Genomic DNA, 23,953 nt, shown 5'->3' with positions numbered 1-23,953 from the left:
CAAGGCACCCACGGCACAAGCGCCAGCCTAGAGGGCTCGCGCAACCGCCAGAGGCAAATTTGTAGGAAATTTCGGAGGAAGTTACGGAAGGATCTGGCGGTTATTTGGGAAGGATTTTGAACCCAACCCCCATCCCCAGACAAACAAACAAGGCTGGCAACGCCTATCGCTCAGGCCATGGCACGATGCAACAAATGTAGATGCTGCCGCCAGGCTGCGTCGCGCCGTGCGGACGGCGCTCGATCTCGAGGGCGCCCCATAAACCCAAGCCGAGCCCGGGGCGCTCATGACGCGGCCTTCGGCCGCTGCTACGGGTGGAGTGGTTACTCAGGCGAGGCTCAACGCAATCCGCCCGCCGCATGGGCACTCGTCCATCAACTTGTGCGCCTCCACGAACTGCTCGAAGGCGAACACCCGGGTGATCTGCGGCACCAGCACGCGGTCTGCGGTCAGCTGGTTGATCTCGCGCAGCGCACGCTGCAACGCCGCCTGGTCCTGGCTGATGCCCAGTTCGGGCTTGCCGGTGAAGTTGCCCAGGCAGTGCACGTAGAACTGGATGTTCTTCTGGAACGCCGCACATGCCGGGAACGGGGTCTGGTTGCCGCCCTGCAGGCCGTACAGAATCAGGCTGCCACGCGGCGCCAGCACGTCGCCCAGGATCGACATCTGCGGGCCGCCCAGGCCGTCCAGCACCATGTCCACGCCGCGGTTGTCGGTGTACTTGTTGATGGCCATCAACAGGTCCTGCTCTTCGGTGACGATGACCTTGCTGGCGCCCAGCGACAGCAGGTACTCACGCTCGTCGGCGGACTTGGTGGCGGCAATCACCTTCAGGCCCAGGGCGTTGCCCAGCTGCACGAAGGACGGGCCGGCGCAATGGCTGGCGTCAGTGACCAGCGCGGTCTGCCCCGGCTTGGCACGGGCCAGCTCGGTATAGGCAAACGACGCGATCAGGTACGGCGTGTAGTGCACCGCCGCTTCGACCGGCGTGAGCACATCGGGGTAACGCGTCAGGGCCAGCGCCGGCAGCACGATGACCTCGCCGTACACCGGGTACTGGTTGGGGCTCTCGGCCGGGAAGCTGGCGACCTTGTCGCCCACCGCGAAGCCTTCGACGCCGCTGCCGACCGCTGTCACCACGCCGGCCATCTCGTGGCCAAGGCCTGCGGGCAGACGTGCCTGGGACGGGGCCAGGTTCTGGCGCCAGAGCACGTCATACCAGCTGATGCCGATGGCTTCGACGCGCACCTGCACTTCGCCCGGGCCGGGCAAGGCGGCCGCATGCTCTTCGCACTTGAGCACTTCGGCCGGGCCAAACTTGTGAAAACGGATCGTGCGGGACATCGCAAACCTCGCCTTTTTAACCTCTAATGCCATGAACTCTATCCGGGCTTTACCGGTTAGACCACCCGTGGCCATTAATAGTCGACATGCCTGACATTGATTGCGCGATGACTTGCGCGCCAGGCAAAACTGAATTTACCCGTGCAGATTAACAGCCTTTGCCCGTAAGATTCATGCATGAACCATTTGTCACCCTTGCATTGAAGCGAGCCCGATGAATCGAAACGACCTGCGCCGCGTCGACCTCAACCTGCTGATCGTGTTCGAAACGCTGATGCACGAGCGCAGCGTGACCCGCGCCGCCGAAAAACTGTTCCTCGGCCAACCCGCCATCAGCGCCGCGCTGTCGCGCCTGCGCGGGCTGTTCGACGACCCGCTGTTCGTGCGCACCGGGCGCAGCATGGAGCCCTCGGCGCGCGCCGTGGAAATCTTCGCCCTGCTGTCGCCGGCCCTGGACTCCATCTCCACTGCCGTCAGCCGCGCCTCGGAATTCGACCCGGCCACCAGCACCGCGGTGTTCCGCATCGGCCTGTCCGACGACGTCGAGTTCGCCCTGCTGCCGCCGCTGCTCAAGCGCCTGCGCGCCGAAGCCCCGGGCATCGTCCTGGTGATTCGCCGCGTCAACTACATTCTCGCCCCGCCGCTGCTGGCCTCGGGCGAAATCTCCATCGCCGTCAGCTACACCAGCGACCTGCCGGCCAACGCCAAGCGCAAAGTGCTGCGCCGCAGCCGCCCCCGGCTGCTGCGCGCCGACACCATGCCCGGCCCCATCAGCCTCGACGACTTCTGCGCCCGCCCCCACGCGCTGGTGTCGTTCGCCGGCGACCTCAGCGGCTTCATCGACACCGAGCTGGAAAAACTCGACCGCAAGCGCCACGTAGTGCTGGCGGTGCCGCAGTTCAACGGCTTGAGCACCCTGCTGGCCGGGACAGACATTGTCGCCACGGTACCGGACTACACCGCCGAGGCGCTGACCGCGGCCGGTGGCGTGCGGGCTGAAGACATGCCGCTGGAGATGCCGGGGTTCGAGCTGCACATGGCGTGGCGGGGAGCGCAGGATAATGATCCGGGGGAGCGGTGGTTGAGGTCGCGGATTCAGATGTTCTTCGGGGACCCCGATAGTCTTTAGGCATGATCGTGTCCCAGGAAGTGGCGTAGCATTGCCCCAGCCAGGCGAGTGATGGCTGGGTCGCTCGGTAAGATACCCACGACCTCGTGCGAAGCTTGATCCCGCCGTTCAACCGCTCCAGCGGATTGGTGCCGTGCAACTGCCACCGGTGCGCCTTGGGGAATTACGGCCACGGCGATTATAACGGCGACCGGCACGATGCGACCGATTCACAGGTACGGCCAGTCACCTTCAAGGAGGCGATCAAGGAAAGCGTGGACGCGCTCATCGATCTCGCCGGCGAGCCGCGAAACCTGGCTTTTCGAAATGCCCGACACGCCCGTCGCCTCGACCAGCTCGTCCACCGAACGCGTCGAGACGCCTAGGGTGTAAGCCTTGGCGATAACGGTGGCCGTTGCAGCTGTTTAACCGGTCGGGGCTTTTGACGTCGAAGCCGGCGATGCACAGGCCTTCGACATCGAATTCCATCATGCGCTGGACACGAACTGGATCATTCGCTTGAGCAGATCAGCATCTGACTTCCTGGGACAAAATCTACTTATCGTTCACGTTGAGTATGGTGATATGTCACTGATTGTCACCCGAGCGTGACAAAAAAACGGATCCAATCCTGAAGGGATTCTTGACATGAAAGCTGAATCAGTGGAAGTATCCATCCCACCAACAATCACGATAAATCATCGGTTATGCGAGACTACTATAAGCACTGAAATGCAGTTCAGCGATGTTCTGCTGCCTGAGCCTTAAAGACCAATAACTGCACGCATTATACGTTAGTTACGACCTTCATTATTTTAATGCTACGTTTTGTTCGTGACATAGCGTGCTGCGTATCATTCCAACAGGTCACACGACAACAACTCACGCAGTGAAATTGGGTGTATATATTTTCCCTGAATATCTGATCTGACCAGTTTTTTCAATCCACCTATGAACCATTTGCCCGAGATAAAGAACCTGATTATTTATCCAAGAAAGTGAAAGCTTTTTCGATGCCCGGTTAGTTGATTTCGACATCGCATCCAATCAGCTATTTGATAAGCGAGATTGGCCTCTTAGCAACTCCCAGGAGGTAGCCATAGCCCCCAATACATGGCAAGACACTCACATTTCGGCGTGTGCAAAAAACGAAAATAACGACAAGAAACATTGCCCAAAAGGATTGAGCATGCAGTTATTTCATCAGGTCATCGCACGTAATGCCTCTGAATATCCGGTCAAACCAGCTGTCATCCTTGATGGGCAGGCAACGTCATACCAAGAATTGCAAAATCGAGCAGATGACATTGCATTTTTGCTCTCCACGCTTGGCATCACACCGGGCGACCGTGTGGGTTTGTATGCGCCGATCTCTATTGACTTGATCGCCAGCTATCTGGGCGTACTACAAGTCGGGGGGATTACCGCTGCAACGCATCACACGCTGAGTCGCGCTAGGCTGGTTCATCAACTCAAGCACTCGGGGGCGCGGGTGCTGATCACTGATTGCACCGAGGATCTGCCAGGTTTGATCGAGCAAGCAAGCCTCGAACTTGTGCTACTCATAACGCCGAGCCAGCGGGCCATTGCGCGCGTTATTCAGTTTGCAGAGGCCCTTACGAGGTGCCGCGGTGAAAAACACTCTGACGTATCGCGGCTTGTTAACGATCCTGAACGCCCAACGTCGATTTTTTATACCTCGGGATCGACGTTCAACCCGAAGGGTGTACTCGTAAATCACCGCATCATGCTTGCAGCCTGCTGCCGGGTGACTGAGTACCTGGGCATCTGCGCGGAGGATCGCATCCTCAGCTACTCCACGCTCGCATCAGACTACGGCGTCTACAACGTGATGATGCCGCTATACGCCGGGGCTACTAGCGTCATTGAAACCAATCCGGCTCTAAACGCCGAGAGCGTACTGGGCATCGTCGAGCGTGAAGTGGTTACCGCAATGCACGTATTCCCACCGGTGTTCTTCCTGCTCGCCAATACCGGACCGGAATGGCAGGCACGAGTGTCAAGCTTGCGTTACATTTCCAGCAGCGGGCAAGCCCTCCATAGACGCCATATCCAGCGAATTCGACAAGCGCTGCCACAGGTGCAGATCTTTTCCAACTATGGTCTCACTGAATGTAAGCGCGTGAGTTATCTCCCCCCTGAGGAAATTGACTCGCGCCCAACATCGGTAGGAAAACCATTACCCGGCGTCAGTCTGTATCTGGTAGACGAACAGGACCGGCTCATTGATGAGCCAGGGCAGATGGGTGAGCTACTAGTAACGAGTGACTACCTGATGCTCGAGTACTGGGAAATGCCTGAGGCGAACGCCAAAGCTTTTTTAACCGAGGCCTTCGGTCATTCTCGACTGTACCGCACTGGCGACCTGTTCAAACGGGACGCCGATGGCTATCTCTACTACGTCGCTCGTAAGGACGATTTATTTGCGCGGAATATCTGGAACGTAAATCCTCGCGAGATTGAGCAGTGTCTAGCTTTGCACCCCGCAGTTGCCGAGGTATGGGTGGTGCCGGTTGCAGACGAATCGGCCGGACACGTGCCAAGGGCTTACATCGTCCTTGATGTCAAGCACCGGCAAACGAGCGAAAAGGCGCTGATTGAGTATTCCAAAGAGCATTTGGACTGGCACATGGTGCCAACCGAGTGTGTATTTCTCGATGCTCTGCCGAAAACCGATTCGGGAAAAGCTAGCGCCAAAGGACTGATGTGATAGAAGGAGCCATACCATGAAGAGATCATCCAAAGTACAAGATAACAGCGATCTCGACCGAGATCTGCAACAAACTGCAATGCTTAAACTCGCCGCACACTTTCACAGCCTGGCCACAGGTGCAAGCCAAGTCCCTGCACAGCCCCTGGATAGTCACCTGCGATCAGAAATCAGCGATCTACAGATCCTCGATTATCACGATCGACTGATCGCAGGCGCTGGCCCGTTGTTTACCCATTTTCTGGCTAGCGTGCCTTACATTCTCGAGGAACTTGCTAGGATCGGTGTTGCTCTAACCCGTCTGGCTCAGGCCAATAGCAAAACAACCGGTCAAACCTTCAGCATTTTTGAAGTGGACGCCTTCGATGGAAGTAACGGCCGCGCTCTTGCTGGCCATTCAAACGGGCTAATCCGTAGTTTTACGTCTTCTCCGAATGCCGCCAACAAGATTGCGTTTGAGCAGCATGCGGACCCAGCCCTATCCTGGTTTTTCCCGCAGTCGGTATTCAAAGTGACGCCCGCTCTTTTACAGAGTATGGAGTTTGGCTGCTTCGACAAGGGATTTGACTTCATCTATGAGATGGCTGCATTCCAATTCTATACCCGTGACCGAGCCGGCCAGGTCTCGCATATCAAGCAATTCTTGAAACCGAGCGGGCTGGTATTTTTTCTGGAGAAGCTCAACCACACTGATCCGGAAGAGTATTTGCGCCGGGAGCTAGTCAAGGATGAGGCGTTCAAGACCCGTTACTTCAGCGATGAAGAAATCCGTTGGAAGCGCCAACAGATGCTCGAGCAGATGCAAAACGGGCAGGTCACGTTGGAGGAGCTAATGAATGTTCTGTCAGCTCGCTTTAGATGCGTGCGCCTCCTCTGGAGCAGCAGTAACTTTTGCGAGTTCGTGGCATCGGACGATCCAGAGCAGCTTGAGCAATTCATGGATCTGTTGGGGCCGGTCGTTCAACCAGCGAAGTTTTGCTTCGAAGCTACTGCTCTGGGCTCGGTCATTCCCACCTGCGGTGAGGACCTCGCGGATGCTTAGGTATGCGGAGCAATCGGTCCAACGCCATGCGTTTTCCCTGGATGAGCATCGGGCGGTCCACTATCTTCCCCAGTGGCGTGATCGTGCTCCTACAGCCGAAAAAAATCGCAGGTTGAGCAGCGCTACATTTGACGAGTTGTTTGCCGAAGGCTGGTTGGATTTGGTTTCACCGCTTGCTCCGGCCACGCGCTCCAGTAACTGGCCCGAATTGGTAGCGAGCGCGCGTATAGCCGCCAAGGCTTGTGCGTCCACAGGCTGGCTGCTCGCGCTAGTGGGCGGTCACGGTTCAATAGCACGTCGGCTACCCGCACTTTGCGTCGATCAACTATACAGTGCTGGCCTACGACAGCTCTTCGCCTCCGCGTCCACCAGTGCGAATAGCGCGCTGCGTTTTGAGCCCGGAGGTATACGTGTCGACGGACGATGGCGATTCAGTTCAGGCATCGAGGATGCAAATTGGTTGATGCTCAATGCCCCTTGCCCCTCTCACCCAGAAGCCGCTCACACACCCCGTTTTCTGGTGGTGATCAGCACTAGTGAAGTTGAAAAACTTGGGAGTTGGGATAGCTGCGGTATGGCAGCCACTGGCTCTCACGATGTGCTGACCCGAGGGTTGCTAGTGCCGCACGAGCGTGTCTTTGCGCTGCATGCGCTATTTGCTCAGAACCCCTTGGCGCAGGGGAGCGATTACATCGATAGGGTGCCATTGGTCCCCTACCTGACCACCTCGATCATTGGCCCGCTGCTAGGCTGCGCCGAGGGCGCCATGGCCGCGTTTGTAAACAGTTGCAACGAATCATTGACAGTAAACGATCCCCGAATCTGTGAGCAGGCCGCTCACTCCGCCGCGCAGCTTTACACTGCCGAACTCTTGTACGGCTCGCTAGTCACGCGGCTGCACGACGCGGGTGTGAGTGGCCAAGCGTTCGACACTCAACAATTGCTGCTACTCAAGCGCGATAGGGCATACCTGGCGCAAATGTGTGTACAGGTTGTACGCCGTTTGGTGGAAAGGCTAAGCGCTTCATCATTGGTGGCCAGCAACCCGCTTCAGCGCGCCTGGCGCGATATCCAGACCATGGCCGCGCATCGAGATGTCGCCTGGAACGAATCCATGCAGGCCAGCGGTGATGCCGTGTTCCGATCAATCGCCGCCCCCCTCCAAAAAAACTGATTCGTCCAACGCAACTATCCCAGAGAGGTTTCAAATGTTCGTTCGCAGCAAATCCGATGTTGAGGAAACCCCATATTTCGTTGAGTGGGGCGCAGGCACCAGCCATCGCCTTCTCACCGAGCGTGATGCTATGGGCTTTACCCTATGCCATACCGTGGTCCGTGCCGGCACGGAGTCCCTTCTCCACTATCGAAATCATTTGGAGGCGTGTTACTGCATCGCTGGAGAGGGGGAAGTCGAGGACATGCAAGGCAACGTATTTCCGATACGACCTGGGGATGTGTATGTACTTGATCAACATGATCGGCACTTTCTACGCGGAGGAAAGGAGCAGGACTTGATTCTTGTGAGCGTCTTCAATCCCCCTCTGCGGGGTGACGAGCGGCACAATCTTAACGACAGTTCAGGGTCGGCTTACTGATGTTTTTTCTGACTGCCATGCCACGTCGTTTACCCACAGGAGCTTGCGATGCGTAAGGAATACCTCGCGTTTTTCACTTCCCTTTTCCTATCGAGGCTGGCGGATCAGATTCTGTTATTCATCGTGCCACTGGTTGTGTTCCAGGCCACCCACAGCGCGTCCTGGGCCGGGCTCGCGTTTTTCCTCGAATCCCTGCCACGGTTCCTCGCCTTCCCCCTGTGCGGCGCTCTGTGCGACAAATTCTCGCCCATCAGGATCCTGCGTATCAGTCAAATCTGCCGGGCATCGCTCTGCGTGTTGGCGATGGCGCTGTATGGGGTCTTCGGTGGTATCGGCTGGCTCATTGCGCTGTCGGCGCTGTGCGGCGTGCTGACCACGCAAGGCATCATGGCCCGTGAGGTGCTGATGCCGCATATCTTCCAACACTACAGTTACACCAAAACCTTGTCCTATTCGCAGATCGCCGATCAGACAGGCCTGGTGCTGGGCCCCTTGCTTGCGGCACTGATGTTGGAGGTCTGGGCGTGGCACTGGGTGGTACTGTGGGCCGCCGGACTGTTTCTGCTGGCAGACCTGAGCATGATGGTGTGGCAACGTTTTAGCCGAATCACGCTGGCGACGTTCGAGCAGCATCAGGACATCTGGCTGCAGCCCTTGAAGATCGCGTTCGGTCATATCCGCAACCTGAGCGAGCTGCAAAAGATCATCACGCTAGCGGTGGGTGTCAACTTGATTGTTGGCGTCACACTGGCGACTTCGGCCGCCATGGTTATTGGTCAGTATGGCGCCGCCAAGGACAGTTACGCAGCGCTGCAGGCCGCGGGTGCGGTCACGACAATTGTGATTCTGTTCGTGCTCGCCCGGGTCACGATGCCGCTGCGAATGCTCGGCGGTGTTGGATACTCGATGATCGCATGTGGCGCGTTCGTTACCGCACTGAGTCAGGGCCTGCAAGGTTATGCATTGGGTTTTCTGTTAATCGTCGCCTTCGATAAAATGTTCAATGTCTACATGCGCACGGTCCGGCAGCGGGCAATACCTCCCCAGGATTTCGGCAAGACCGTCGGCGTGATCACGCTTCTAAATAACATGTCCCAGCCGCTGGCTGGTTTGTTGGTGGCCGTGTTGGCCGCGCCTATTGGTACCCAGCACGTCATTCTGATTCTAGCTGTGCTGACTGCGCTGCTAGGGGCGTTCGCAACGTGGTGCTTTGCCCAAGGCGGCAGTCGTGCCGAGCATTCGAGCCTCGGAGTGGAGCAACGAGGACTGCCAGGTGATTCCCCGCCATGAGCAGCGCATGGTCGATACCTACGCCGGCGAATGGGGGACATCCCGTAGCAGCGGCCACCAGGCCGCGTCCCAGGCACCACCGTTCGCCAGGCACACCGCTAAACCCCAGGCAATCAAATCGCCCCTCTTCCGAAAACCACAAACACATGCGTAAATACGCATATACGCACCACAACCTACGGAAGCGGCAACATGAGCATGTCCCCCCCCGCCGTATTCAAATGCCTTGGCGACGAGACCCGGGCGCGCATCATGCTGCTGGTGCGGGCCGAAGGCGAGCTTTGCGTCTGCGAGCTGATCGCCGCGCTCGAGGACAGCCAGCCAAAAATTTCCCGGCACCTGGCCCAGCTACGGGCCTGCGGGCTGCTGGCAGACCGTCGGCAGGGCCAGTGGGTCTACTACCGCCTGCACCCGGAGTTGCCACAGTGGGTGCTGGAGGTCTTGCAACTGACCCTGGACGCCAACCTGGCCTGGGTGCACGGCGACCGCCGTCGCCTGGAGTCCATGGAGGGCCGCCCGGTTCGCCAGCAGGCTTGCTGCTGAATACCTGCGAATACCCTCGCAACAGCGGCATAGCGCCAACCCCACAGCAAGGACGATCATGACAGTCAACATCAGGACAGCAACAACGGCAGACGCTAGGGCCATTCAGGCCATCTATGCCCCGATGGTCTGCGACACGGCCATTTCCTTCGAACTCGTCCCACCGACGATCGACGAGATGGCAGGACGAATCGAAGCCACCCTGCTCATCTATCCCTACCTGGTGGCCGAGGTTGACGGCGAGGTGGTTGGTTATGCCTACGCCAGCCAACACCGCGCCCGCGAAGCCTACCGATGGTCGGTAGATGTAACCGTGTACGTAAGCCCCACCGCCCACCGTCAAGGCATAGGGCGAGCGATGTACCAGAAGCTGCTGCCGATACTCGAACGACAAGGATTCCACGCTGCCTACGCGGGCATCGCCCTGCCCAATCCAGCGAGCGTAGGCCTGCATCAGGCCCTGGGTTTCAGCCATATCGGGACCTACCCTGAAGTGGGTTTCAAGCACGGCCAATGGCACAGCGTGGGCTACTGGCGCAAGGCACTTGGCGGTCCCACCCCGCCCACCGAGATCATTCCATACAGTAGTGTGTAGTCGCTGAGAGCTGGGCATCAGCAGAATGACCTTTACCTAACATATGGATATCCGTATATTCGAATAATCATATGCTACTGCTCTGGCAGTCGCTTGTCTGCTCCCCTGCCCCGGTACCTCGCATGTTGCCCGCGCTGCTCATCTTCGCCCTTACCATCATCCTGGTCGTCTGGCAGCCAAAAGGCCTTGGCGTCGGTTGGAGCGCCACCTTTGGCGCGGTGCTGGCACTGCTCAGCGGCGCGGTGACACTGGGGGATATTCCACAGGTGTGGCACATCGTCTGGAACGCCACCGCGACCTTTATCGCGGTCATTATCATCAGCCTGCTGCTTGATGAAGCCGGGTTCTTTGAATGGACCGCGCTGCATGTGGCGCGCTGGGGCGGCGGCAGCAGCCGGCGGCTGTTCGCCTTTATCATTCTGCTGGGCGCCGCTGTATCGGCGTTGTTCGCCAACGATGGCGCCGCGCTGATCCTCACCCCCATCGTCATCGCCATGCTGCTTGCCCTGCGCTTCTCGCCGGCCGCCACCCTGGCCTTTGTCATGGCCGCCGGGTTTATCGCCGACACCGCGAGCTTGCCGCTGGTGGTGTCGAACCTGGTGAACATCGTCTCGGCTGACTATTTCGACCTTGGCTTCGCCCGCTACGCCGCCGTGATGGTGCCGGTCACCCTGGTGAGCATCGCCACCACGCTGGGCATGCTGCTGTGGTTTTTTCGCGCCGATCTGCCCCAGGTCTATGACCTGGCGCAACTGAAAGCCCCACGGGAAGCCATTCGCGACCGCGGGACGTTTCGCGCCGGGTGGTGGGTGTTGGCCGCGCTGCTGATCGGCTTCTTTGTCCTGGAGCCATTGGGGGTGCCCATCAGCGCGACCGCCGCTGCGTGTGCGCTGGTGCTGTACCTGATTGCCGCCAAGGGCCACGCCATCGACTCCGGCAAGGTGCTCAAGGGCGCCCCCTGGCAGGTGGTGGTCTTCTCCCTGGGCATGTACCTGGTGGTCTACGGCCTGAAGAACGCCGGCCTCACCGATTACATCGCGCAGCTGCTCAACGTGTTCGCCCAGCACGGTGTATGGGGGGCTGCCCTGGGCACCGGGCTGCTGAGCGCAGCGCTGTCCTCGATCATGAACAACATGCCCACCGTGTTGGTGGGCGCGCTGGCGATTCATGCCGCCGACGCGCCTGGCGTGGTGCATCAGGCCATGGTCTACGCCAACGTCATTGGCTGCGACCTGGGCCCCAAGATCACCCCCATCGGCAGCCTGGCCACCCTGCTATGGCTGCATGTGCTGGCGAAAAAAGACATCACCGTCAGCTGGGGCTACTACTTCAGAACCGGGATCGTGCTCACGCTTCCCATCCTTGTCGCCACGCTGTGCGCACTCGCCTTGCGCCTCAGCCTTTGAACCCAGGACGCCCGTCATGAAAGTGCTGTTCATGTGTACCCACAACAGCTGCCGCAGCATCCTCTCCGAGGCCTTGTTCAACCACGTGGCGCCGGCTGGAATAATGGCCGTCAGCTCCGGCAGTTTCCCCAGTGGCCAGGTCAACGCCCGGGCGCTGCGCACCCTGGCTGCCGCGGGCATTGCCACCGACGGTCTGCACAGCAAGGCCTCGGATGCCTTTGAGGGCGCGCCACCGGACATCGTCATTACCGTCTGCGACCGCGCCGCCGGCGAAGCCTGCCCGGTGTATTTCGGCCCTTCGCTCAAGGCCCATTGGGGGCTGGCCGACCCTTCTGCGGTGAGCGGCACCGAGCAGCAGATCGAACGGGCGTTCCAGCAGACCGTGGCCAAGATCCGCGAACGGGTAGGCGCCTTGCTTGCCCTGCCCCTGGATGCCCTGAACCGTGACGAGCTGGGCGCGGAGCTTGCGCGCATTGGCACCCTGTAAGCCTGCTGGAGTCTGTTTGATGAACCACGACCTGCCCAATATCGACCCTACCCTGCTCGCTATCCCAACCCTTGCGCAGTTGATGCCACAGCAGCCTGCTGCCCATAAACCACGCATCCTGCTGCTGTACGGCTCGACCCGCCCGCGCTCCTTCAGCCGGCTGGTGACCCAGGAAGCCGCACGCCTGCTGGAAACGTTCGGCGCTGAAACCATTATTTTCGACCCCAGCGGCCTGCCGTTGCCGGACGACGCACCCGACACCCATCCCAAGGTGGCGCAACTGCGCGAGCTGATGCAGTGGTCCGAAGGCCAGGTATGGTGTTCGCCGGAACGGCACGGCGCCATGAGTGCGGTGTTCAAGGCGCAGATCGACTGGGTACCGCTGGCCATGGGCGCAGTGCGCCCCACCCAGGGCAAGACGCTGGCAGTGATGCAAGTGTGCGGGGGCTCGCAGTCCTTCAACGTGGTCAACCAGTTGCGCGTGTTGGGCCGCTGGATGCGCATGTTCACCATCCCCAATCAATCGTCGGTGCCCAAGGCGTTCACCGAGTTCGACGACCAGGGCCGGATGAAGCCCTCGCCGTATTACGACCGATTGGTCGACGTGATGGAGGAACTGATGAAGTTCACGCTGTTGCTGCGTGATCGCTCGGAAACCCTGGTGGACCGCTATTCCGAGCGCAAGGAGACGGCGCAAGCGCTGTCCAGCCGCGTCAACCAGCGGTCCATCTGAGAGTTTGATCCATCACGGGGGCCGACGCGCGCGTCAGCCCCCGGCGCAGCCCGTCACTCAGCGCCCAACCCCTTGCGGCCAATGTCATTGAGCTGGCCCACGGTGAAGCGGTCTTTCCAGCTCACCTCGTAATCCTCGGGCGGGAAGTCGTACGGCGAAGCCCCTTGCTCGAACGCCTTGAACACGTCCCGCGCATAGCGCTGGTTCTTCGGGCACATGGGCGCCGCGGGCACGTACATCACGTTGCCCCAGCCTTGCTGGTCCTCGACGGGGGCAACGCTGTGGATCACGTCGCAGTGCCACCACACCGAGTCGCCCGCGCGGACGTCGGGGATCGCCGTCAGCCCCTTGACCAGCAACGGGTGCCACCGCTCCGACACCGGCAGCACCTTGCCTGGCGCCACGCCACACAGCTCATCCTCGGGCACGTCATTGAGCAGCGGGCGCAGCAGCATATAGGCCATGGCGGCGGGGATGGGCAGCGTGTGCAGCACGCCCTGGTCCGCCTGCATGTCCGACAGCGCCGTCCAGCCCTGGAACGTGCGGAACGCCGAGCACTTGACCGTGTCCTTGTAGGCGTATTCCTCGACGTCGGTACGGTAGGCCGCATCCCACGGGTCATACGCACTGAAGTCGTTGCGGTAGATCTTGTCGAACACCTTCAGGTACGCCGGGTGCAGCCAGCGCTCCAGCGCGCCGGAATCGGTGTGCGGCCCCAGCCCTTTGGAACGGGTACCCGGCGGGCGGCGGCGCACCCGGTCCGGGTACAAGGCGTTGACGTCGGGGTTGAACCAGGCCTGGCCCTGGGACTCGGTCTTCCACAGGCGGTTCAGGAACGATTGCGCCGTGGCCATGCGTTCATGCTGGCGCAACTGCATCTGCGACGGCGACCAGTAGATGGGGAAAATTTCGGGCCTGGAGGCTTCCAGGCTGCCGAAGAACTGGTCGACCGGCCCGCGATAGGTGGCGTCGAACGCGTTGGTGTCCAGGTAGTCCAGCAAGGCCTGGTCCCAGCCCAGCACCTGCTCGCGCGGGAAATGGTTCCTGACCACCAGGCAACCGCGCCGCTTGATCAGCGCCAACTGCTCGGGGGTTACCTCGCCACGGGCGATGGCGTCGTATTCCAGCACCGCCCAGCCGCACCCGGTGGCGGCTTCCTGCTCACGGATGGACGCGATTTCGCCTTCGATAAACGCACTGACTTCAGCGAACAGTGCCTCCACATCACCGATCTGCGCGCGCAGCACGCGTTTCATGGTGATCACGTTGTCTTTGTAATTGTCGGGAAGGTCGGCGCTCTCGAACGCCTGGTAGTTTTTCATGGATTTGACTGACTCGGGTCATTGCGGTGTGAAGCCCCTCGGCATGCAGGGGCCAGCGTGTTTCCAGCGCCTGTATAGATACACTCGCCTCCGAGCAGGCGGGAGTCAGGATTGGCGCGTCTTTCAGTACAATTGTCGCGCCGGGAGCGTCTCAGGCGCCCTGAAGAAAACGTCGACCATGCTGGCGACGAAATTCAGTCGGGGTCATGCCCTTGTGCGCCTTGAACTGACGATTGAAAAACACCACCGAGGAATAACCCACCGCCTCGGCCACCGTGGCAATGTTCGTCTCGCTTGCCAGCAGCAGCGCACACGCCCGGCCTATGCGCAGACGCGCAATGTACTCCAGCAGCGTGCCGCGGGTGTGGCGCCGGAACATGCGGTGGAACGCCGAGACGCTGACGCACGCCATCTCGGCCAGCACCGGCACCGTGAGCGGCTTGGTGTAATGCACGTGGATATGGTCCAGCACCCGATGAAGACGCGCGTCCTCGCCCTGGGTGCCAGCAATCGCCGTCCACTGGTCAGGGGCAATAGGCTGCGCGTCGCCGTCATGAAGTAGACGGGTCAACACCTGCAGCAACGAGACCAGGCGCTGTGGGTCGTCCTGCGCGGCCATCCCTTCGATGACCGGCCGCAACTCGCGGGCAAAGGCGGGGCTGAAGGTCAGGGCGCACTGGGCGGCCGTCAGCAGGTTGCGCAACCGGCTCAACTCCGGAAACAGCCCCATCAACGACTGGGCCCAGGCCTCGGAAAACCAGATGACGAAGGCCACATGCGGCTGGCCGGGATCGACCCCTTCGGCAGAGCACCAGCTGTGCGGCACGTTGGGCCCCACCAGGGTCAGGTCGCAATCGTCATAGGGCTGCACGTCACTGCCGATGTAACGGTGACCGCGGCTGTTGAGCGTCAGGGTCAGCTCATATTCGGGATGGTGGTGCCATTCAAAGGGAATTTCGTCGTTCAGCCGCCGGTGCAACAGCGTCCAGGACGCGTTGGCGGCGGTGGGGACCTTTTCAAAACTGGGCTTCATGCAACGTGATTCCGCACAAACATCGACTGAAAACGCCACAATTGTATCAGCTATGCGGGTCCCCGCCCCGGTGGGTGCTCAGCGTTAGCGCGCCAACACCTGCGCCCCCACTTCCCGCGGCAGCTTCGCCGCATCGATCAACGCCAGCAGCCCGATCACCGCAATACCCACGAACGCCCAGTGAAAATCGCTGACCTGCAAGGCATCCCCATGCCCCTGCACTTTCATTGACAACTGCAACAGCAACGCCGAGACCGCCACACCCAGCGCCATGCCCAACTGAAAGAACAGGCTGAACAAGGTCGAGGCCTGGCTCATCCGTTCCTGGGGTATCTCGCAAAAGCCCACCGCGTTGTAGCTGGTGAACTGCATGGAGCGCGACAGCCCGCTGACGAACAACACGAACGCCATCCAGTACCACGGCGTATTCGCCTGGAACGTCAGGCAACAGAGGATCGAGGCCACGCCCACCAGCCCATTCACCACCAGCACCCGGCGCAAGCCGAAGCGCCGCATCAGCCGCGTGGTGAACGGCTTCATCGACAGGTCACCGACAAAGATCGCCAGCACCAGCATGCCCGCATCCACGGGGGACATGCCGAAGCCTACCTGCAGCAGCAACGGCAGCAGGAACGGCAACGCGGTGATCGACAACCGGAACAGCGTGGCACCGACAATGCTGGCGCGGAAGCTGGCAATGGCCGCCGCCCCCAGTGGCAGCAACGCCGTGGGGTGCCGTCGGCAATGCCAGATGGAGGCAAACGTCAGCACCGCCCCTGCCAGTACCAGCAGCGCGCCGCGCTGCAACTGGCCGCTGGCGGACGAGCCCAGGGATTCCAGGCCCAGGAACCAGGCGGCGCAGGCGCTGGCCAGCAACACGAAGCCCACGCCGTCGAAGGGCCGCGGCTGTGCCAGGCGAGTGTTGGGGATCAACCGCAACGCCGCCAGGCACGCGATGATGCCCAACGGAATGTTCAGGTAGAAAATCCACGGCCAGGCAAAGTGCGTGACGATAAAGCCGCCAATCGGCGGGCCCAGCACCGGTGCCGCCAGCCCTGGCCAGATGATGATTGCCATCATGCGTACCAGGTCCTTCTTCTCGGTGACCCGCAGCACTACCAACCGGCCTACCGGCACCATCAAGGCGCCGGCGATGCCCTGTAGCACCCGCGCCGCCACGAACCACTCAAGGTTGGGCGCCGCGGCGCAGAGGATCGACGCCAGGGTAAACAACGTGATCGCACCGGCGAACACGCCCCTGGCGCCCAGGCGGTCGGCCAGCCAGCCGCTGAGGGGAATGAAGATCGCCACCGCCAGCAGGTAGGCGCTGATGCCCACGTTGAGGCTGACCGCCGCCTCGCCGAAGTCCTTGGCCATCTGCGGCAGGGCCGTGGCGATGACCGTGGCGTCGAGGTTTTCCATGAAAAACGTAACGGCCACCAGCAAGGCGATGCACGTGGCGCGGCGCGCGCCGGCGTTTGAATCGACAGTGCTGGCATCCAGGGTTGTTGAACTTGCCACGGGTCTTCGTCCTTAAAGCATTAGGTGTTATGAGCGCTGCCGCCCTGCCTGATGGGCGCTGACCGCCGCGCGCAGGCCCAGTTGATAGCTGTCGGCACCAAAACCGCAGATCTGCCCGGTGACGATTTCGGCAAACACCGAATGGTGACGGAAGCTCTCGCGGGCATGGATGTTGGACATGTGGATCTCCACCACCGGCACCGTGAGGATCGCCAAGGCGTCGCGGATGCCGTAACTGTAGTGGGTCCAGGCACCCGCGTTGATGATCACCGCGTCTACACCATCGGCGAACCCCTGGTGAATCCGCTCGACGATCGCCCCTTCGAAATTGCTCTGGAAGGTCTGCAAGGTCACCCCCAGTTCATCGCCGAGGGCGTGCAGGCCGGCGTCGATCTCGGCCAGGGTGGTGGTGCCGTACTGCACCGGGTCACGCTTGCCGAACATGTTGTGGTTGATGCCATGCAGCATCAGGACAGTGGTCATGGGGTTACTCCAGCGGCACGGTCAGGCGGTCGATGACCGGGCGGGTTGCCGGGCGCACACCACGCCACCATTCAAAGGCCTCGGCGGCCTGCTCCACCAGCATGCCGACGCCATCGGCCAGGCGCTCTACGCCGGCTTCCCTCGCCAGCCGCAGGAACGGCGTAAGGCCCTTGCCGTAGGCCAGTTCATAGGCCAGCAAAGCACCGTCGAACACCTCGGCGGTCACCGGCGGCAACTCACCGGTGAGGCTGGCGGATGTGGCGTTGACCACCAGGTCGAAGCGTTGGCCGGCCAGCGCCTGGTAGCTGCTGACGTGCACGCGCTCATCGTTCACTTCCGCAGCCAGGGCATGGGCCTTGGCCACATGGCGGTTGGCGATGACCACCTGCGCAGGCCCCGCCGCCAGGAACGGCAGCAACGCCCCGCGCACCGCACCGCCGGCGCCCAGCACCAGCACCCGGCGGCCGGCCAACGGCACTTGCAGGTTGTGCTCGATGTCACGCAGCAGGCCGATGCCGTCGAAGTTCTCGGCGTAGACCTTGCCGTGTTCGAACTTCAGCGCGTTGGAGGCCTTGGCCAGGGTGGCGCGCTCGCTGCGCGCATCGGCCAGCTCATAGGCGCGCAATTTGAACGGCGCGGTGATGTTCATGCCGCGCCCGCCGCCGTCGCGGAAGCCCAGCACCTGGGCTTCGAAGCCTTCCAGTTCGCCTTCGATGGCGCCGTATTCAAGGTCCTGCTCGGTCACCTCGGCAAACAGGCCATGAATCAGCGGCGACTTGGTGTGGTTGATCGGGCGCCCGATCACGCTATAACGGTCTGTCATTGTTCACCTCCATGAGAAAACAGCACGCCGTCGGCCTGCATCGCCGCGATTTCGTCCGCGCTGAAGCCCAGTTCGGCCGCCACCTGGGCGTTGTGCTCGCCAAGGTCAGGGGCCACCTGATGGATCGTGGTGTCGCAGTCGGAGAAACGGAACGGCAGGTTCGGCATGCGCAAGGTACCGTAGCGCGGGTGCTGTTGCTCTACGACCATATTCCGCGCCTTGATCTGCGGGTCGGCGATGACCTCGTCAATGCGTTGCACCTTGGCGCTGGGCACGTCGATCTCGTCGAGCAACGACAGGATGCGCGCCACCGGGTTGGCGGCGACCCAGGCCTTCACCGCCGTGAGGATTTCCACCCGGTGGGTGTTGCGGCCGTTGAGGCTGTGGAACCGCGTGTCACTGCCAAAGCCTGCAGGGCCGCCATTGGCCTCCAGCATCACCGCGAAGCGCTTCCAGGCATCGTCCACCTGTGCGGCGATCACCAGGTCACCGTCGGCGGCGCGGAACACGCCGTACAGGGTGGAAGTGGGCATGTCGTGGCCGGTCTGCTGGGGCACGATCTCGCCGTTGGACAGGGTGTAGCACTGCACCGCGTACTCGTGCATGGACACCAGAGTGTCGTACAGCGCCATGTCGATGTGCTGGCCGCGGCCGCTATTGACCCGCCCCAGCAAGGCGGCATTGATGGCCGCCACCGCGTGGATGCCGGTGTACATGTCGCCCAGGGAAATACGCAGCAGCGGCGGCGCTTCGCCGGGGTTGCCGACCATCTGCATGATGCCGCTCTTGGCCTCGGCGATCAGGCCGAAACCGGCGCGGTGGGCGTCGGGGCCGGTGTGACCGTAGGCCGAGATCGAGCAATAGACCAGCTTGGGGTTGCGCGCCGACAACTCCGCATAGCCCAGGCCGAGTTTTTCCAGGGCGCCGGGGCGGTAGTTCTCGATGAACACGTCGGCCGAATCGCACAGCTTCTGCATGAACGCCTTGCCGCGTGGGTCCTTCATGTTGACGCTGACGCCCTGCTTGCCCATGTTCAGCTGCAGGAAGTAGCCGCTCTGGTGTTCGTCCAGGGTGAAGGCGTGCTGGCGGCCGGCGTCACCGCTACCGGGGCGTTCCACCTTGATCACTTCGGCGCCCAGGGCCGCCAGGCAGCGGCCCACGTACGGGCCGGCGAGGAAGTGGCTGTAGTCGATGACACGAATGCCCTTCAAAGGCAGTGGCTGGCTCATGCGTGCGGTCTCCGTGGCACCATCAGGCGGTGTTCACCGCGTTGCACGACCTGGCCGTGCTGGTTGATCAATTCCGACGGCAGGACGACGATGCCCCAGCCCGGCTTACTGTTGCTGGCACGCATGCTGCCTACGCGGAATTTCACGTGGAGCACGTCGTTGACCTTGATCGGCAACACGAAGTCCCAGGTCCAGCCCAGGCTCATGCCCGGCAGGAAGCGGTAGTCGCTCTGGGTCTTGAGGCCGTCGGCGATGCTCTGGCCGAACAGCCCGTGGGCCACCAGGCAGCCGAAGTGGCTGGCGTTGGCGTAGGCTTCGTCGACGTGCACCGGGGTGTGGTCACCGGTGAGGTCGGCGTAGGCCAGGATGCGTTCCTTGGTGACGGTGTATTCCGGGCTGGTGCATTCGTCGCCTTCACAGGCGTCGTCCCAGTATTTTTCTTGTGTGGTCATAGGGCAGCTCACGAACGAGGGTTGATGGCCAGGGCCTGTGCCACGCAGGCAACGGGCGAGGCTTGAATGAATTCCACCGCCAGGCCGTCGGGCAGGCGCAGCCAGTTGCGGCCTTGGGGCATGACGGTGACGTCAAACTTGTGGGCCGCGGCCAGGGCGTACTCCAGGTCTTCGCACATCACGCCCAGGTGGCCGAGGCGGCCTTCGGGCGCGTCGTGGTCGGGCTTGCTCATGAACTGCATGCCGCCCAGGGTCCAGTACTGGATTGGCTCCTCGACGGTGCCCTGCACTTCGCGCAGGGTCATGCCGAACACCTCATGGAAGAAACGGATGTGCCAGTGGATGTCCTTGACCCAGACGGCCACGTGTTCCACATAAGCTTTGGGAATGCTCACGACTTGGCTTCCTCTTGTTGATGGTGATCGGTCATCGCCCGCTCGATGCCCTTGATGCAGGCCACCAGGGTCTCGTTGACGGGCGTAGGCACACCGTGGCGCTGGCCCCAGCGCACGACGGAACCGTTGATGAAGTCGATTTCGGTGACCGAGCCCTTTTCCAGGCTCTGCAGCATGGAAGTCTTGAACGCAGCGGGCAGGCCCTCGGCCGCCAGGTTCCAGGCGGCGCCAGGGTTGGTCAGGCTCAGTTGCACGCCGGCGGCGGTGGCCACGGCGATGGCTTCGGCCACCGCCGCCAGTGACACCGCCTTGAGCAACGGCTCGCTGTAGAGCTGGCCGTAAGTAAGACGTGTGATGCCGGTGAGCGCACCGGTGGCGACGTTGACCAACAGCTTGTCCCACATGGTGCCGACGATGTTTTCGCTGACCGTAGTGGCCAGGCCGGCGCCGTTGAAGGCGTCGGCGATGGCCTGCACGCGGTCGCTGAGGCTGCCGTCCAGCTCACCGATGTAGGTGTGTTTGCCGGCCACGCCGGCGCGGATCACACCCGGCGCCAGCAGCACCCCACCGACGTAGGTCTTGCCCGCCAGCACCTTGTCGCGCCCTACCGCCTCGGCGAGGATATCCTCGTGGCCCAGGCCGTTCTGCAGCGACAGCACCAGGGTGTCGGGCCCGACCAACGCTTGGGCGCCGGCAATGGCCTGTGCGGTGTGGAAGGATTTGACCAACACCACCACCAGGTCAACCGCGCCGATGAGGTCGGCGTGGGTACTGGCGCGGATCTTGACCGCGCGCTCACCGCGCTCGTCCAGGACCTTGAGGCCGTGATCATTGATCGCCTGGACATGGCCGGCGTTGCGGTTGAGCAGCCAGGTCTCGTGGCCGGCCTCGCTCAGGGTTGCGCCGATGGCGCAGCCCAGCGCGCCTGCGCCCAGAATGCATACTTTCAAGGGGTGGCCTCCGGTTGTTGTGGGGCCACTCTATGCGCGGGGGCATTGTTGAGCTATACAATGACCGCAATAGCTCTATTGTGAATTTAAATAATGGTCGACTTCCTCGCGCTGCCCGAACCCAAGCTGCTGCAGCTGTTCAGCGTGCTCTACGACACCCGCAGCGTGACCCGCGCCGCCGACCAACTGGGCCAGAGCCAACCCACCATCAGCATCTGGCTGGGGCGCTTGCGCGAGCAGTTGCATGACCCGCTGTTCGTGCGCACGCCGGGTGGCATGGCACCCACGCCCCGGGCAGAAGCCTTGATCGGACCCTGCCGTGAAGTGCTGGAATCCTTGCGCAGGCTGACCAGCCACGCGCCAGTCTTCGACCCGGCCACCGCGCAACGGCGGTTCCGCCTGTGCATCAGCGACGCCAGCCACATCACCCTGCTGCCGCGGCTGCTGGAACACCTGCGCCAGGTAGCGCCGGGCATTCGCCTTGAGGCTGCGCGCATCGACGGCAACACCGAGCGCGCCCTGGAGTCTGGCGAGGCTGACCTTGCCGTGGGCTTCGTGCCCTGGCTGGGCGGTGGCATGTACCAGCAGGTGCTGTTTCCTCAGGACTGGGTGTGCCTGAGCAACGCCAGCCACCCCCGCCTGGGCACGCCCCTTGACCTGCCGCGTTACCAGGCCGAAGGCCACGTGCTGGTCACCGCGGGTACCGGCCAGAAGCTGCTGGAAGCCGCCTTGGCGCGCCAAGGCATCGAGCGCCAGATCATCCTGGAACTCCCCGGTTTCCTGGGCCTGGGCGCGATCATCGGCAGCACCGACCTGATCGCCACCCTGCCCCGGCATATCGGTGAAACCCTGGCCGCGGCCCATGGCCTGAGCGTGCATGATTGCCCGGTGGCGATAGAGGGCTTTGCAGTGAAGCAGCACTGGCATGCGCGGTATCACCTGGACACTGGCAACCGCTGGTTGCGCACGGTGATGGTGAAGCTTTTCAAGGCCTGAGCCGGCCTTGCCAGTTGCCGGGCAACCATTAGTAATACTTCTCACTCTCAAAATTTAAACAGCAATGAGCGAATGCTTCCCCAGGACTCGCTTTGACGTGGACGCAGCCTTCGGCAGCTGCTACGGGAAACGCTGCGGGCGGAATCCCCCATTGTTACTGGACTGGAAAAGCACTCTTTCATTATGTTAGCTAGCTAACTATCTTCAAGGACTGCTACCTTTCGCCGCACCTGAGCCCGTGATGAGGTGTATATGGAACCTGGCAGCTACCAACTGAGCATGAGCGTGCTCATGACCCCCGACAAAGCCAACTTCTCCGGCAACGTACATGGCGGCGCCCTGCTGAAAATGCTCGATGAAGTGGCCTTCGCCTGCGCCAAACGCTACGCCGGCCGCTACGTGGTCACCCTCTCGGTGGACCAGGTGATTTTCAAGGAGCCCATTCACGTAGGCGAGTTGGTCACCTTCCTGGCCTCGGTCAACTACACCGGGCGCACCTCGCTGGAAGTAGGCGTGAAGGTCATGACCGAGAACATCCACGAGCGCACCGTGCGCCACACCAACAGCTGTTACTTCACCATGGTGGCAGTGGACACCGACGGCCGCCCCTGCCCCGTGCGCCCCTTGCAGCCTGACACCCTCACCGAGCGCCGGCGCTATGCCCAGGGGCAGTTGCGCAAGCAACAGCGGCAAGAGTTGCAGGCCAAGTACGCGCAGATCCGCGAAGTGGGTGCGTTGTAGCCAACCAGAACCGTTGCCGGGACGTGTAGCGGCAGCAAAGTACACTCGGCAGCCCTGGGCAATCCACTTGAACTAAAGCCGTCGCGAGGCTCTCCATCACTACATTCAACGCTTGCTTGCCGTCAGCACAGGATGAAACTGATGAACCTCAAACACAGTGCCGGACAGGAAATAATCGCCGTCGACAAACAGGGCCAGCAGGTCCTGTTCCTGAACCCCGGGGACCTCTCAGTCCGCGCCGCCATCACCGACCTGCCATCACGGCCCCACGAATTGCTCGTGCTTGAGCACCTGCGCAAGGCCTACGTGCCCATCTACGGTGACGGCGTCCACGGCGATAACCCCCACCCTAACCACCAGGTCGCCGTGATCGACCTTGATAGCCGCCGCCTGAGCGGGTTCATCGACACCCTGCCCTATGTGTCACCCCACACCGGACGCCTGGGCCGTGATGGCCGGGTGTACCTGTGCTGTGAAAACAGCGCGACGATCCTCGTCATAGACCCTGCCCAGGACCAGATCGTGGGCCACATCCACGTCCCCTCGAAAATGTGCACCGCCTCACGCCGCTACCGCACGCCGACCAGCTATGGGCTGAAAACGAAGAGGATGGCCAACTCTATGCCGTCGACCTGCGCGAACCCGGCCAGGCGCCTGCAGCCCTGGCTATGCCAGGTCCCTTGAACGGCATCGACGCATCACCACGCCATCCGTGGGTAGTGGCCACCGCACAGGATCGGCCGGTGCTGTACGTCGTCGACACCGAGCAGCACCGCCTGCTGCGCACCCTCGAACTGCCTGGGCACCAGCGCCCCGGGCAGGTGGTGCGCTTCAGTGCCGATGGCCGAATACTGGCGGTGATGGGTGACTTTGAACCGGTGGTGAGTTTTTTCGATGAGCATCTGCAATGGCTGTTCAATGCCGAGCTGGGTGACAAGCCGTTGGACGGGTGCTTCAGCCCGGCGCAGGATTACTTGCTGGTTGCCAATGAAAACGACGCCACTGTGAGTGTGGTGGACATTGGCAAGCGCAGCACGGTTGGGCATGTGCCGGTGGGCGATGGGTGTGAAATTCTTGCTTATTTCCAGCGCGGGACCCCTGAATGAGTAGCCGCTGGGCCCGGCCAACCCTCTC

The 23,953-nt window shown here is 61.6% G+C and carries 25 protein-coding genes and 1 pseudogene; 15 read left to right on the top strand and 11 right to left on the bottom strand.

The genetic code is table 11. The features are described from left to right. Positions 1 to 327: 327 nt before the first annotated feature. Positions 328 to 1,344: a zinc-dependent alcohol dehydrogenase family protein gene (locus tag AC0J42_RS14160; protein ID WP_473006637.1), complete on the bottom strand. Its 1,017-nt coding sequence runs from the start codon at positions 1,342 to 1,344 to the stop codon at positions 328 to 330. A 214-nt stretch (positions 1,345 to 1,558) separates the two neighbouring features. On the opposite strand from AC0J42_RS14160, the gene AC0J42_RS14155 reads away from it, so the two are divergent. Next, entirely contained in the window at positions 1,559 to 2,473 is a 915-nt protein-coding gene (locus AC0J42_RS14155; protein WP_416424182.1) for a LysR family transcriptional regulator, read from the top strand. 212 nt (positions 2,474 to 2,685) lie between these two features. On the opposite strand, the pseudogene AC0J42_RS14150 reads toward AC0J42_RS14155, so the two are convergent. Next, positions 2,686 to 2,871: pseudogene (locus AC0J42_RS14150) on the bottom strand (transposase); the annotation flags it as partial. A gap of 770 nt (positions 2,872 to 3,641) precedes the next feature. On the opposite strand from AC0J42_RS14150, the gene AC0J42_RS14145 reads away from it, so the two are divergent. The 10 genes from AC0J42_RS14145 to arsH all read left to right on the top strand — a co-directional run bounded on the left by AC0J42_RS14145 (position 3,642) and on the right by arsH (position 12,874). Next, positions 3,642 to 5,183, top strand: coding sequence for a class I adenylate-forming enzyme family protein (locus AC0J42_RS14145; RefSeq protein ID WP_473006636.1), 1,542 nt, complete (start codon positions 3,642 to 3,644; stop codon positions 5,181 to 5,183). Positions 5,184 to 5,199: 16 nt separating this feature from the next. Further along, positions 5,200 to 6,225 (top strand): class I SAM-dependent methyltransferase, encoded by a 1,026-nt coding sequence (locus AC0J42_RS14140; RefSeq protein ID WP_473006635.1) that lies wholly within the window; start codon positions 5,200 to 5,202, stop codon positions 6,223 to 6,225. A 463-nt stretch (positions 6,226 to 6,688) separates the two neighbouring features. Then, entirely contained in the window at positions 6,689 to 7,399 is a 711-nt protein-coding gene (locus tag AC0J42_RS14135) for an acyl-CoA dehydrogenase family protein (protein WP_473006634.1), read from the top strand. Further along, positions 7,320 to 7,820 carry an ectoine synthase gene (locus AC0J42_RS14130; protein WP_473006633.1) on the top strand — a complete coding sequence of 167 codons (501 nt, stop codon included), beginning with the start codon at positions 7,320 to 7,322 and terminating at the stop codon, positions 7,818 to 7,820. Before AC0J42_RS14135 ends, AC0J42_RS14130 begins: the two co-directional genes overlap by 80 nt. 48 nt (positions 7,821 to 7,868) lie before the next feature. Continuing rightward, positions 7,869 to 9,110, top strand: coding sequence for an MFS transporter (locus tag AC0J42_RS14125; protein ID WP_473006632.1), 1,242 nt, complete (start codon positions 7,869 to 7,871; stop codon positions 9,108 to 9,110). Positions 9,111 to 9,302: 192 nt separating this feature from the next. Further along, positions 9,303 to 9,653, top strand: coding sequence for a metalloregulator ArsR/SmtB family transcription factor (locus tag AC0J42_RS14120; RefSeq protein WP_416424163.1), 351 nt, complete (start codon positions 9,303 to 9,305; stop codon positions 9,651 to 9,653). A 58-nt stretch (positions 9,654 to 9,711) separates the two neighbouring features. Beyond that, complete coding sequence (locus AC0J42_RS14115) at positions 9,712 to 10,248, top strand: arsinothricin resistance N-acetyltransferase ArsN1 family B (protein WP_473006631.1); 537 nt, start codon at positions 9,712 to 9,714, stop codon at positions 10,246 to 10,248. 122 nt (positions 10,249 to 10,370) lie between these two features. Beyond that, positions 10,371 to 11,654, top strand: coding sequence for an arsenic transporter (locus tag AC0J42_RS14110; protein WP_473006630.1), 1,284 nt, complete (start codon positions 10,371 to 10,373; stop codon positions 11,652 to 11,654). Positions 11,655 to 11,670: 16 nt separating this feature from the next. Further along, entirely contained in the window at positions 11,671 to 12,141 is a 471-nt protein-coding gene (locus tag AC0J42_RS14105) for an arsenate reductase ArsC (RefSeq protein WP_473006629.1), read from the top strand. Between the two features lie 19 nt (positions 12,142 to 12,160). Continuing rightward, positions 12,161 to 12,874 carry an arsenical resistance protein ArsH gene (gene arsH / locus AC0J42_RS14100; RefSeq protein ID WP_473006628.1) on the top strand — a complete coding sequence of 238 codons (714 nt, stop codon included), beginning with the start codon at positions 12,161 to 12,163 and terminating at the stop codon, positions 12,872 to 12,874. Positions 12,875 to 12,927: 53 nt separating this feature from the next. Here the strand turns inward: arsH and AC0J42_RS14095 are convergent, their stop codons facing one another. The 9 genes from AC0J42_RS14095 to AC0J42_RS14055 all read right to left on the bottom strand — a co-directional run bounded on the left by AC0J42_RS14095 (position 12,928) and on the right by AC0J42_RS14055 (position 21,082). Further along, the gene (locus tag AC0J42_RS14095; RefSeq protein WP_473006627.1) at positions 12,928 to 14,196 is read right to left on the bottom strand and encodes a DUF1479 domain-containing protein; all 1,269 of its coding nucleotides are present in this window, start codon (positions 14,194 to 14,196) and stop codon (positions 12,928 to 12,930) included. Between the two features lie 151 nt (positions 14,197 to 14,347). Further along, entirely contained in the window at positions 14,348 to 15,229 is an 882-nt protein-coding gene (locus AC0J42_RS14090) for a helix-turn-helix domain-containing protein (protein ID WP_473006626.1), read from the bottom strand. Between the two features lie 84 nt (positions 15,230 to 15,313). Beyond that, positions 15,314 to 16,651: an MFS transporter gene (locus tag AC0J42_RS14085; RefSeq protein ID WP_473006855.1), complete on the bottom strand. Its 1,338-nt coding sequence runs from the start codon at positions 16,649 to 16,651 to the stop codon at positions 15,314 to 15,316. 126 nt (positions 16,652 to 16,777) lie between these two features. Further along, positions 16,778 to 17,233 carry a type II 3-dehydroquinate dehydratase gene (aroQ, locus tag AC0J42_RS14080; protein ID WP_473006625.1) on the bottom strand — a complete coding sequence of 152 codons (456 nt, stop codon included), beginning with the start codon at positions 17,231 to 17,233 and terminating at the stop codon, positions 16,778 to 16,780. A 4-nt stretch (positions 17,234 to 17,237) separates the two neighbouring features. Beyond that, positions 17,238 to 18,056 (bottom strand): shikimate dehydrogenase, encoded by an 819-nt coding sequence (aroE, locus tag AC0J42_RS14075; protein WP_473006624.1) that lies wholly within the window; start codon positions 18,054 to 18,056, stop codon positions 17,238 to 17,240. Continuing rightward, a complete protein-coding gene (locus AC0J42_RS14070; protein ID WP_473006623.1) occupies positions 18,053 to 19,285 on the bottom strand; it encodes a CaiB/BaiF CoA transferase family protein in 1,233 nt (410 codons plus the stop codon). Before AC0J42_RS14070 ends, aroE begins: the two co-directional genes overlap by 4 nt. Then, positions 19,282 to 19,737 (bottom strand): MaoC family dehydratase, encoded by a 456-nt coding sequence (locus tag AC0J42_RS14065; protein ID WP_473006622.1) that lies wholly within the window; start codon positions 19,735 to 19,737, stop codon positions 19,282 to 19,284. The genes AC0J42_RS14070 and AC0J42_RS14065 overlap by 4 nt, the downstream gene beginning before the upstream one ends. 8 nt (positions 19,738 to 19,745) lie before the next feature. Further along, complete coding sequence (locus tag AC0J42_RS14060) at positions 19,746 to 20,132, bottom strand: VOC family protein (RefSeq protein WP_416424154.1); 387 nt, start codon at positions 20,130 to 20,132, stop codon at positions 19,746 to 19,748. Further along, positions 20,129 to 21,082 carry a ketopantoate reductase family protein gene (locus AC0J42_RS14055; RefSeq protein WP_473006621.1) on the bottom strand — a complete coding sequence of 318 codons (954 nt, stop codon included), beginning with the start codon at positions 21,080 to 21,082 and terminating at the stop codon, positions 20,129 to 20,131. The genes AC0J42_RS14060 and AC0J42_RS14055 overlap by 4 nt, the downstream gene beginning before the upstream one ends. Before the next feature lie 93 nt (positions 21,083 to 21,175). Here AC0J42_RS14055 and AC0J42_RS14050 point away from each other — a divergent pair, with 93 nt between their 5' ends. From AC0J42_RS14050 to AC0J42_RS14035, 4 genes are all read left to right on the top strand, one after another. Next, positions 21,176 to 22,078: a LysR family transcriptional regulator gene (locus AC0J42_RS14050; RefSeq protein ID WP_473006620.1), complete on the top strand. Its 903-nt coding sequence runs from the start codon at positions 21,176 to 21,178 to the stop codon at positions 22,076 to 22,078. A gap of 252 nt (positions 22,079 to 22,330) precedes the next feature. Next, a complete protein-coding gene (locus tag AC0J42_RS14045; RefSeq protein ID WP_416424151.1) occupies positions 22,331 to 22,819 on the top strand; it encodes an acyl-CoA thioesterase in 489 nt (162 codons plus the stop codon). Positions 22,820 to 22,960: 141 nt separating this feature from the next. After that, a complete protein-coding gene (locus AC0J42_RS14040) occupies positions 22,961 to 23,503 on the top strand; it encodes a YncE family protein (protein WP_473006619.1) in 543 nt (180 codons plus the stop codon). Next, on the top strand, positions 23,500 to 23,925 hold the full coding sequence (locus AC0J42_RS14035) for a hypothetical protein (protein ID WP_473006618.1): 426 nt from the start codon (positions 23,500 to 23,502) through the stop codon (positions 23,923 to 23,925). The genes AC0J42_RS14040 and AC0J42_RS14035 overlap by 4 nt, the downstream gene beginning before the upstream one ends. Positions 23,926 to 23,953 lie beyond the last annotated feature (28 nt).

It is taken from the genome of Pseudomonas sp. Tav-5-1A (genome assembly GCF_055755055.1).
The sequence above is the reverse complement of the archived record's forward strand: the minus strand, read 5'-3'. Positions and strand labels throughout refer to the sequence as shown.

What these genes read in the sequence shown, in the direction of transcription:
- AC0J42_RS14140 (WP_473006635.1), top strand. Translation starts at nt 5,200, where the DNA reads ATGAAGAGATCATCCAAAGTACAAGATAACAGCGATCTCGACCGAGAT.
- AC0J42_RS14040 (WP_473006619.1), top strand. Translation starts at nt 22,961, where the DNA reads ATGAACCTCAAACACAGTGCCGGACAGGAAATAATCGCCGTCGACAAA.
- AC0J42_RS14115 (WP_473006631.1), top strand. Translation starts at nt 9,712, where the DNA reads ATGACAGTCAACATCAGGACAGCAACAACGGCAGACGCTAGGGCCATT.
- arsH (WP_473006628.1), top strand. Translation starts at nt 12,161, where the DNA reads ATGAACCACGACCTGCCCAATATCGACCCTACCCTGCTCGCTATCCCA.
- AC0J42_RS14130 (WP_473006633.1), top strand. Translation starts at nt 7,320, where the DNA reads ATGTCGCCTGGAACGAATCCATGCAGGCCAGCGGTGATGCCGTGTTCC.
- AC0J42_RS14120 (WP_416424163.1), top strand. Translation starts at nt 9,303, where the DNA reads ATGAGCATGTCCCCCCCCGCCGTATTCAAATGCCTTGGCGACGAGACC.
- AC0J42_RS14110 (WP_473006630.1), top strand. Translation starts at nt 10,371, where the DNA reads ATGTTGCCCGCGCTGCTCATCTTCGCCCTTACCATCATCCTGGTCGTC.
- AC0J42_RS14125 (WP_473006632.1), top strand. Translation starts at nt 7,869, where the DNA reads ATGCGTAAGGAATACCTCGCGTTTTTCACTTCCCTTTTCCTATCGAGG.
- AC0J42_RS14065 (WP_473006622.1), bottom strand. Translation starts at nt 19,737, where the DNA reads ATGACCACACAAGAAAAATACTGGGACGACGCCTGTGAAGGCGACGAA.
- AC0J42_RS14145 (WP_473006636.1), top strand. Translation starts at nt 3,642, where the DNA reads ATGCAGTTATTTCATCAGGTCATCGCACGTAATGCCTCTGAATATCCG.
- AC0J42_RS14070 (WP_473006623.1), bottom strand. Translation starts at nt 19,285, where the DNA reads ATGAGCCAGCCACTGCCTTTGAAGGGCATTCGTGTCATCGACTACAGC.
- AC0J42_RS14050 (WP_473006620.1), top strand. Translation starts at nt 21,176, where the DNA reads ATGGTCGACTTCCTCGCGCTGCCCGAACCCAAGCTGCTGCAGCTGTTC.
- aroQ (WP_473006625.1), bottom strand. Translation starts at nt 17,233, where the DNA reads ATGACCACTGTCCTGATGCTGCATGGCATCAACCACAACATGTTCGGC.
- AC0J42_RS14155 (WP_416424182.1), top strand. Translation starts at nt 1,559, where the DNA reads ATGAATCGAAACGACCTGCGCCGCGTCGACCTCAACCTGCTGATCGTG.
- AC0J42_RS14105 (WP_473006629.1), top strand. Translation starts at nt 11,671, where the DNA reads ATGAAAGTGCTGTTCATGTGTACCCACAACAGCTGCCGCAGCATCCTC.
- AC0J42_RS14090 (WP_473006626.1), bottom strand. Translation starts at nt 15,229, where the DNA reads ATGAAGCCCAGTTTTGAAAAGGTCCCCACCGCCGCCAACGCGTCCTGG.
- AC0J42_RS14045 (WP_416424151.1), top strand. Translation starts at nt 22,331, where the DNA reads ATGGAACCTGGCAGCTACCAACTGAGCATGAGCGTGCTCATGACCCCC.
- AC0J42_RS14135 (WP_473006634.1), top strand. Translation starts at nt 6,689, where the DNA reads ATGCTCAATGCCCCTTGCCCCTCTCACCCAGAAGCCGCTCACACACCC.
- AC0J42_RS14160 (WP_473006637.1), bottom strand. Translation starts at nt 1,344, where the DNA reads ATGTCCCGCACGATCCGTTTTCACAAGTTTGGCCCGGCCGAAGTGCTC.
- aroE (WP_473006624.1), bottom strand. Translation starts at nt 18,056, where the DNA reads ATGACAGACCGTTATAGCGTGATCGGGCGCCCGATCAACCACACCAAG.
- AC0J42_RS14095 (WP_473006627.1), bottom strand. Translation starts at nt 14,196, where the DNA reads ATGAAAAACTACCAGGCGTTCGAGAGCGCCGACCTTCCCGACAATTAC.
- AC0J42_RS14085 (WP_473006855.1), bottom strand. Translation starts at nt 16,651, where the DNA reads ATGGAAAACCTCGACGCCACGGTCATCGCCACGGCCCTGCCGCAGATG.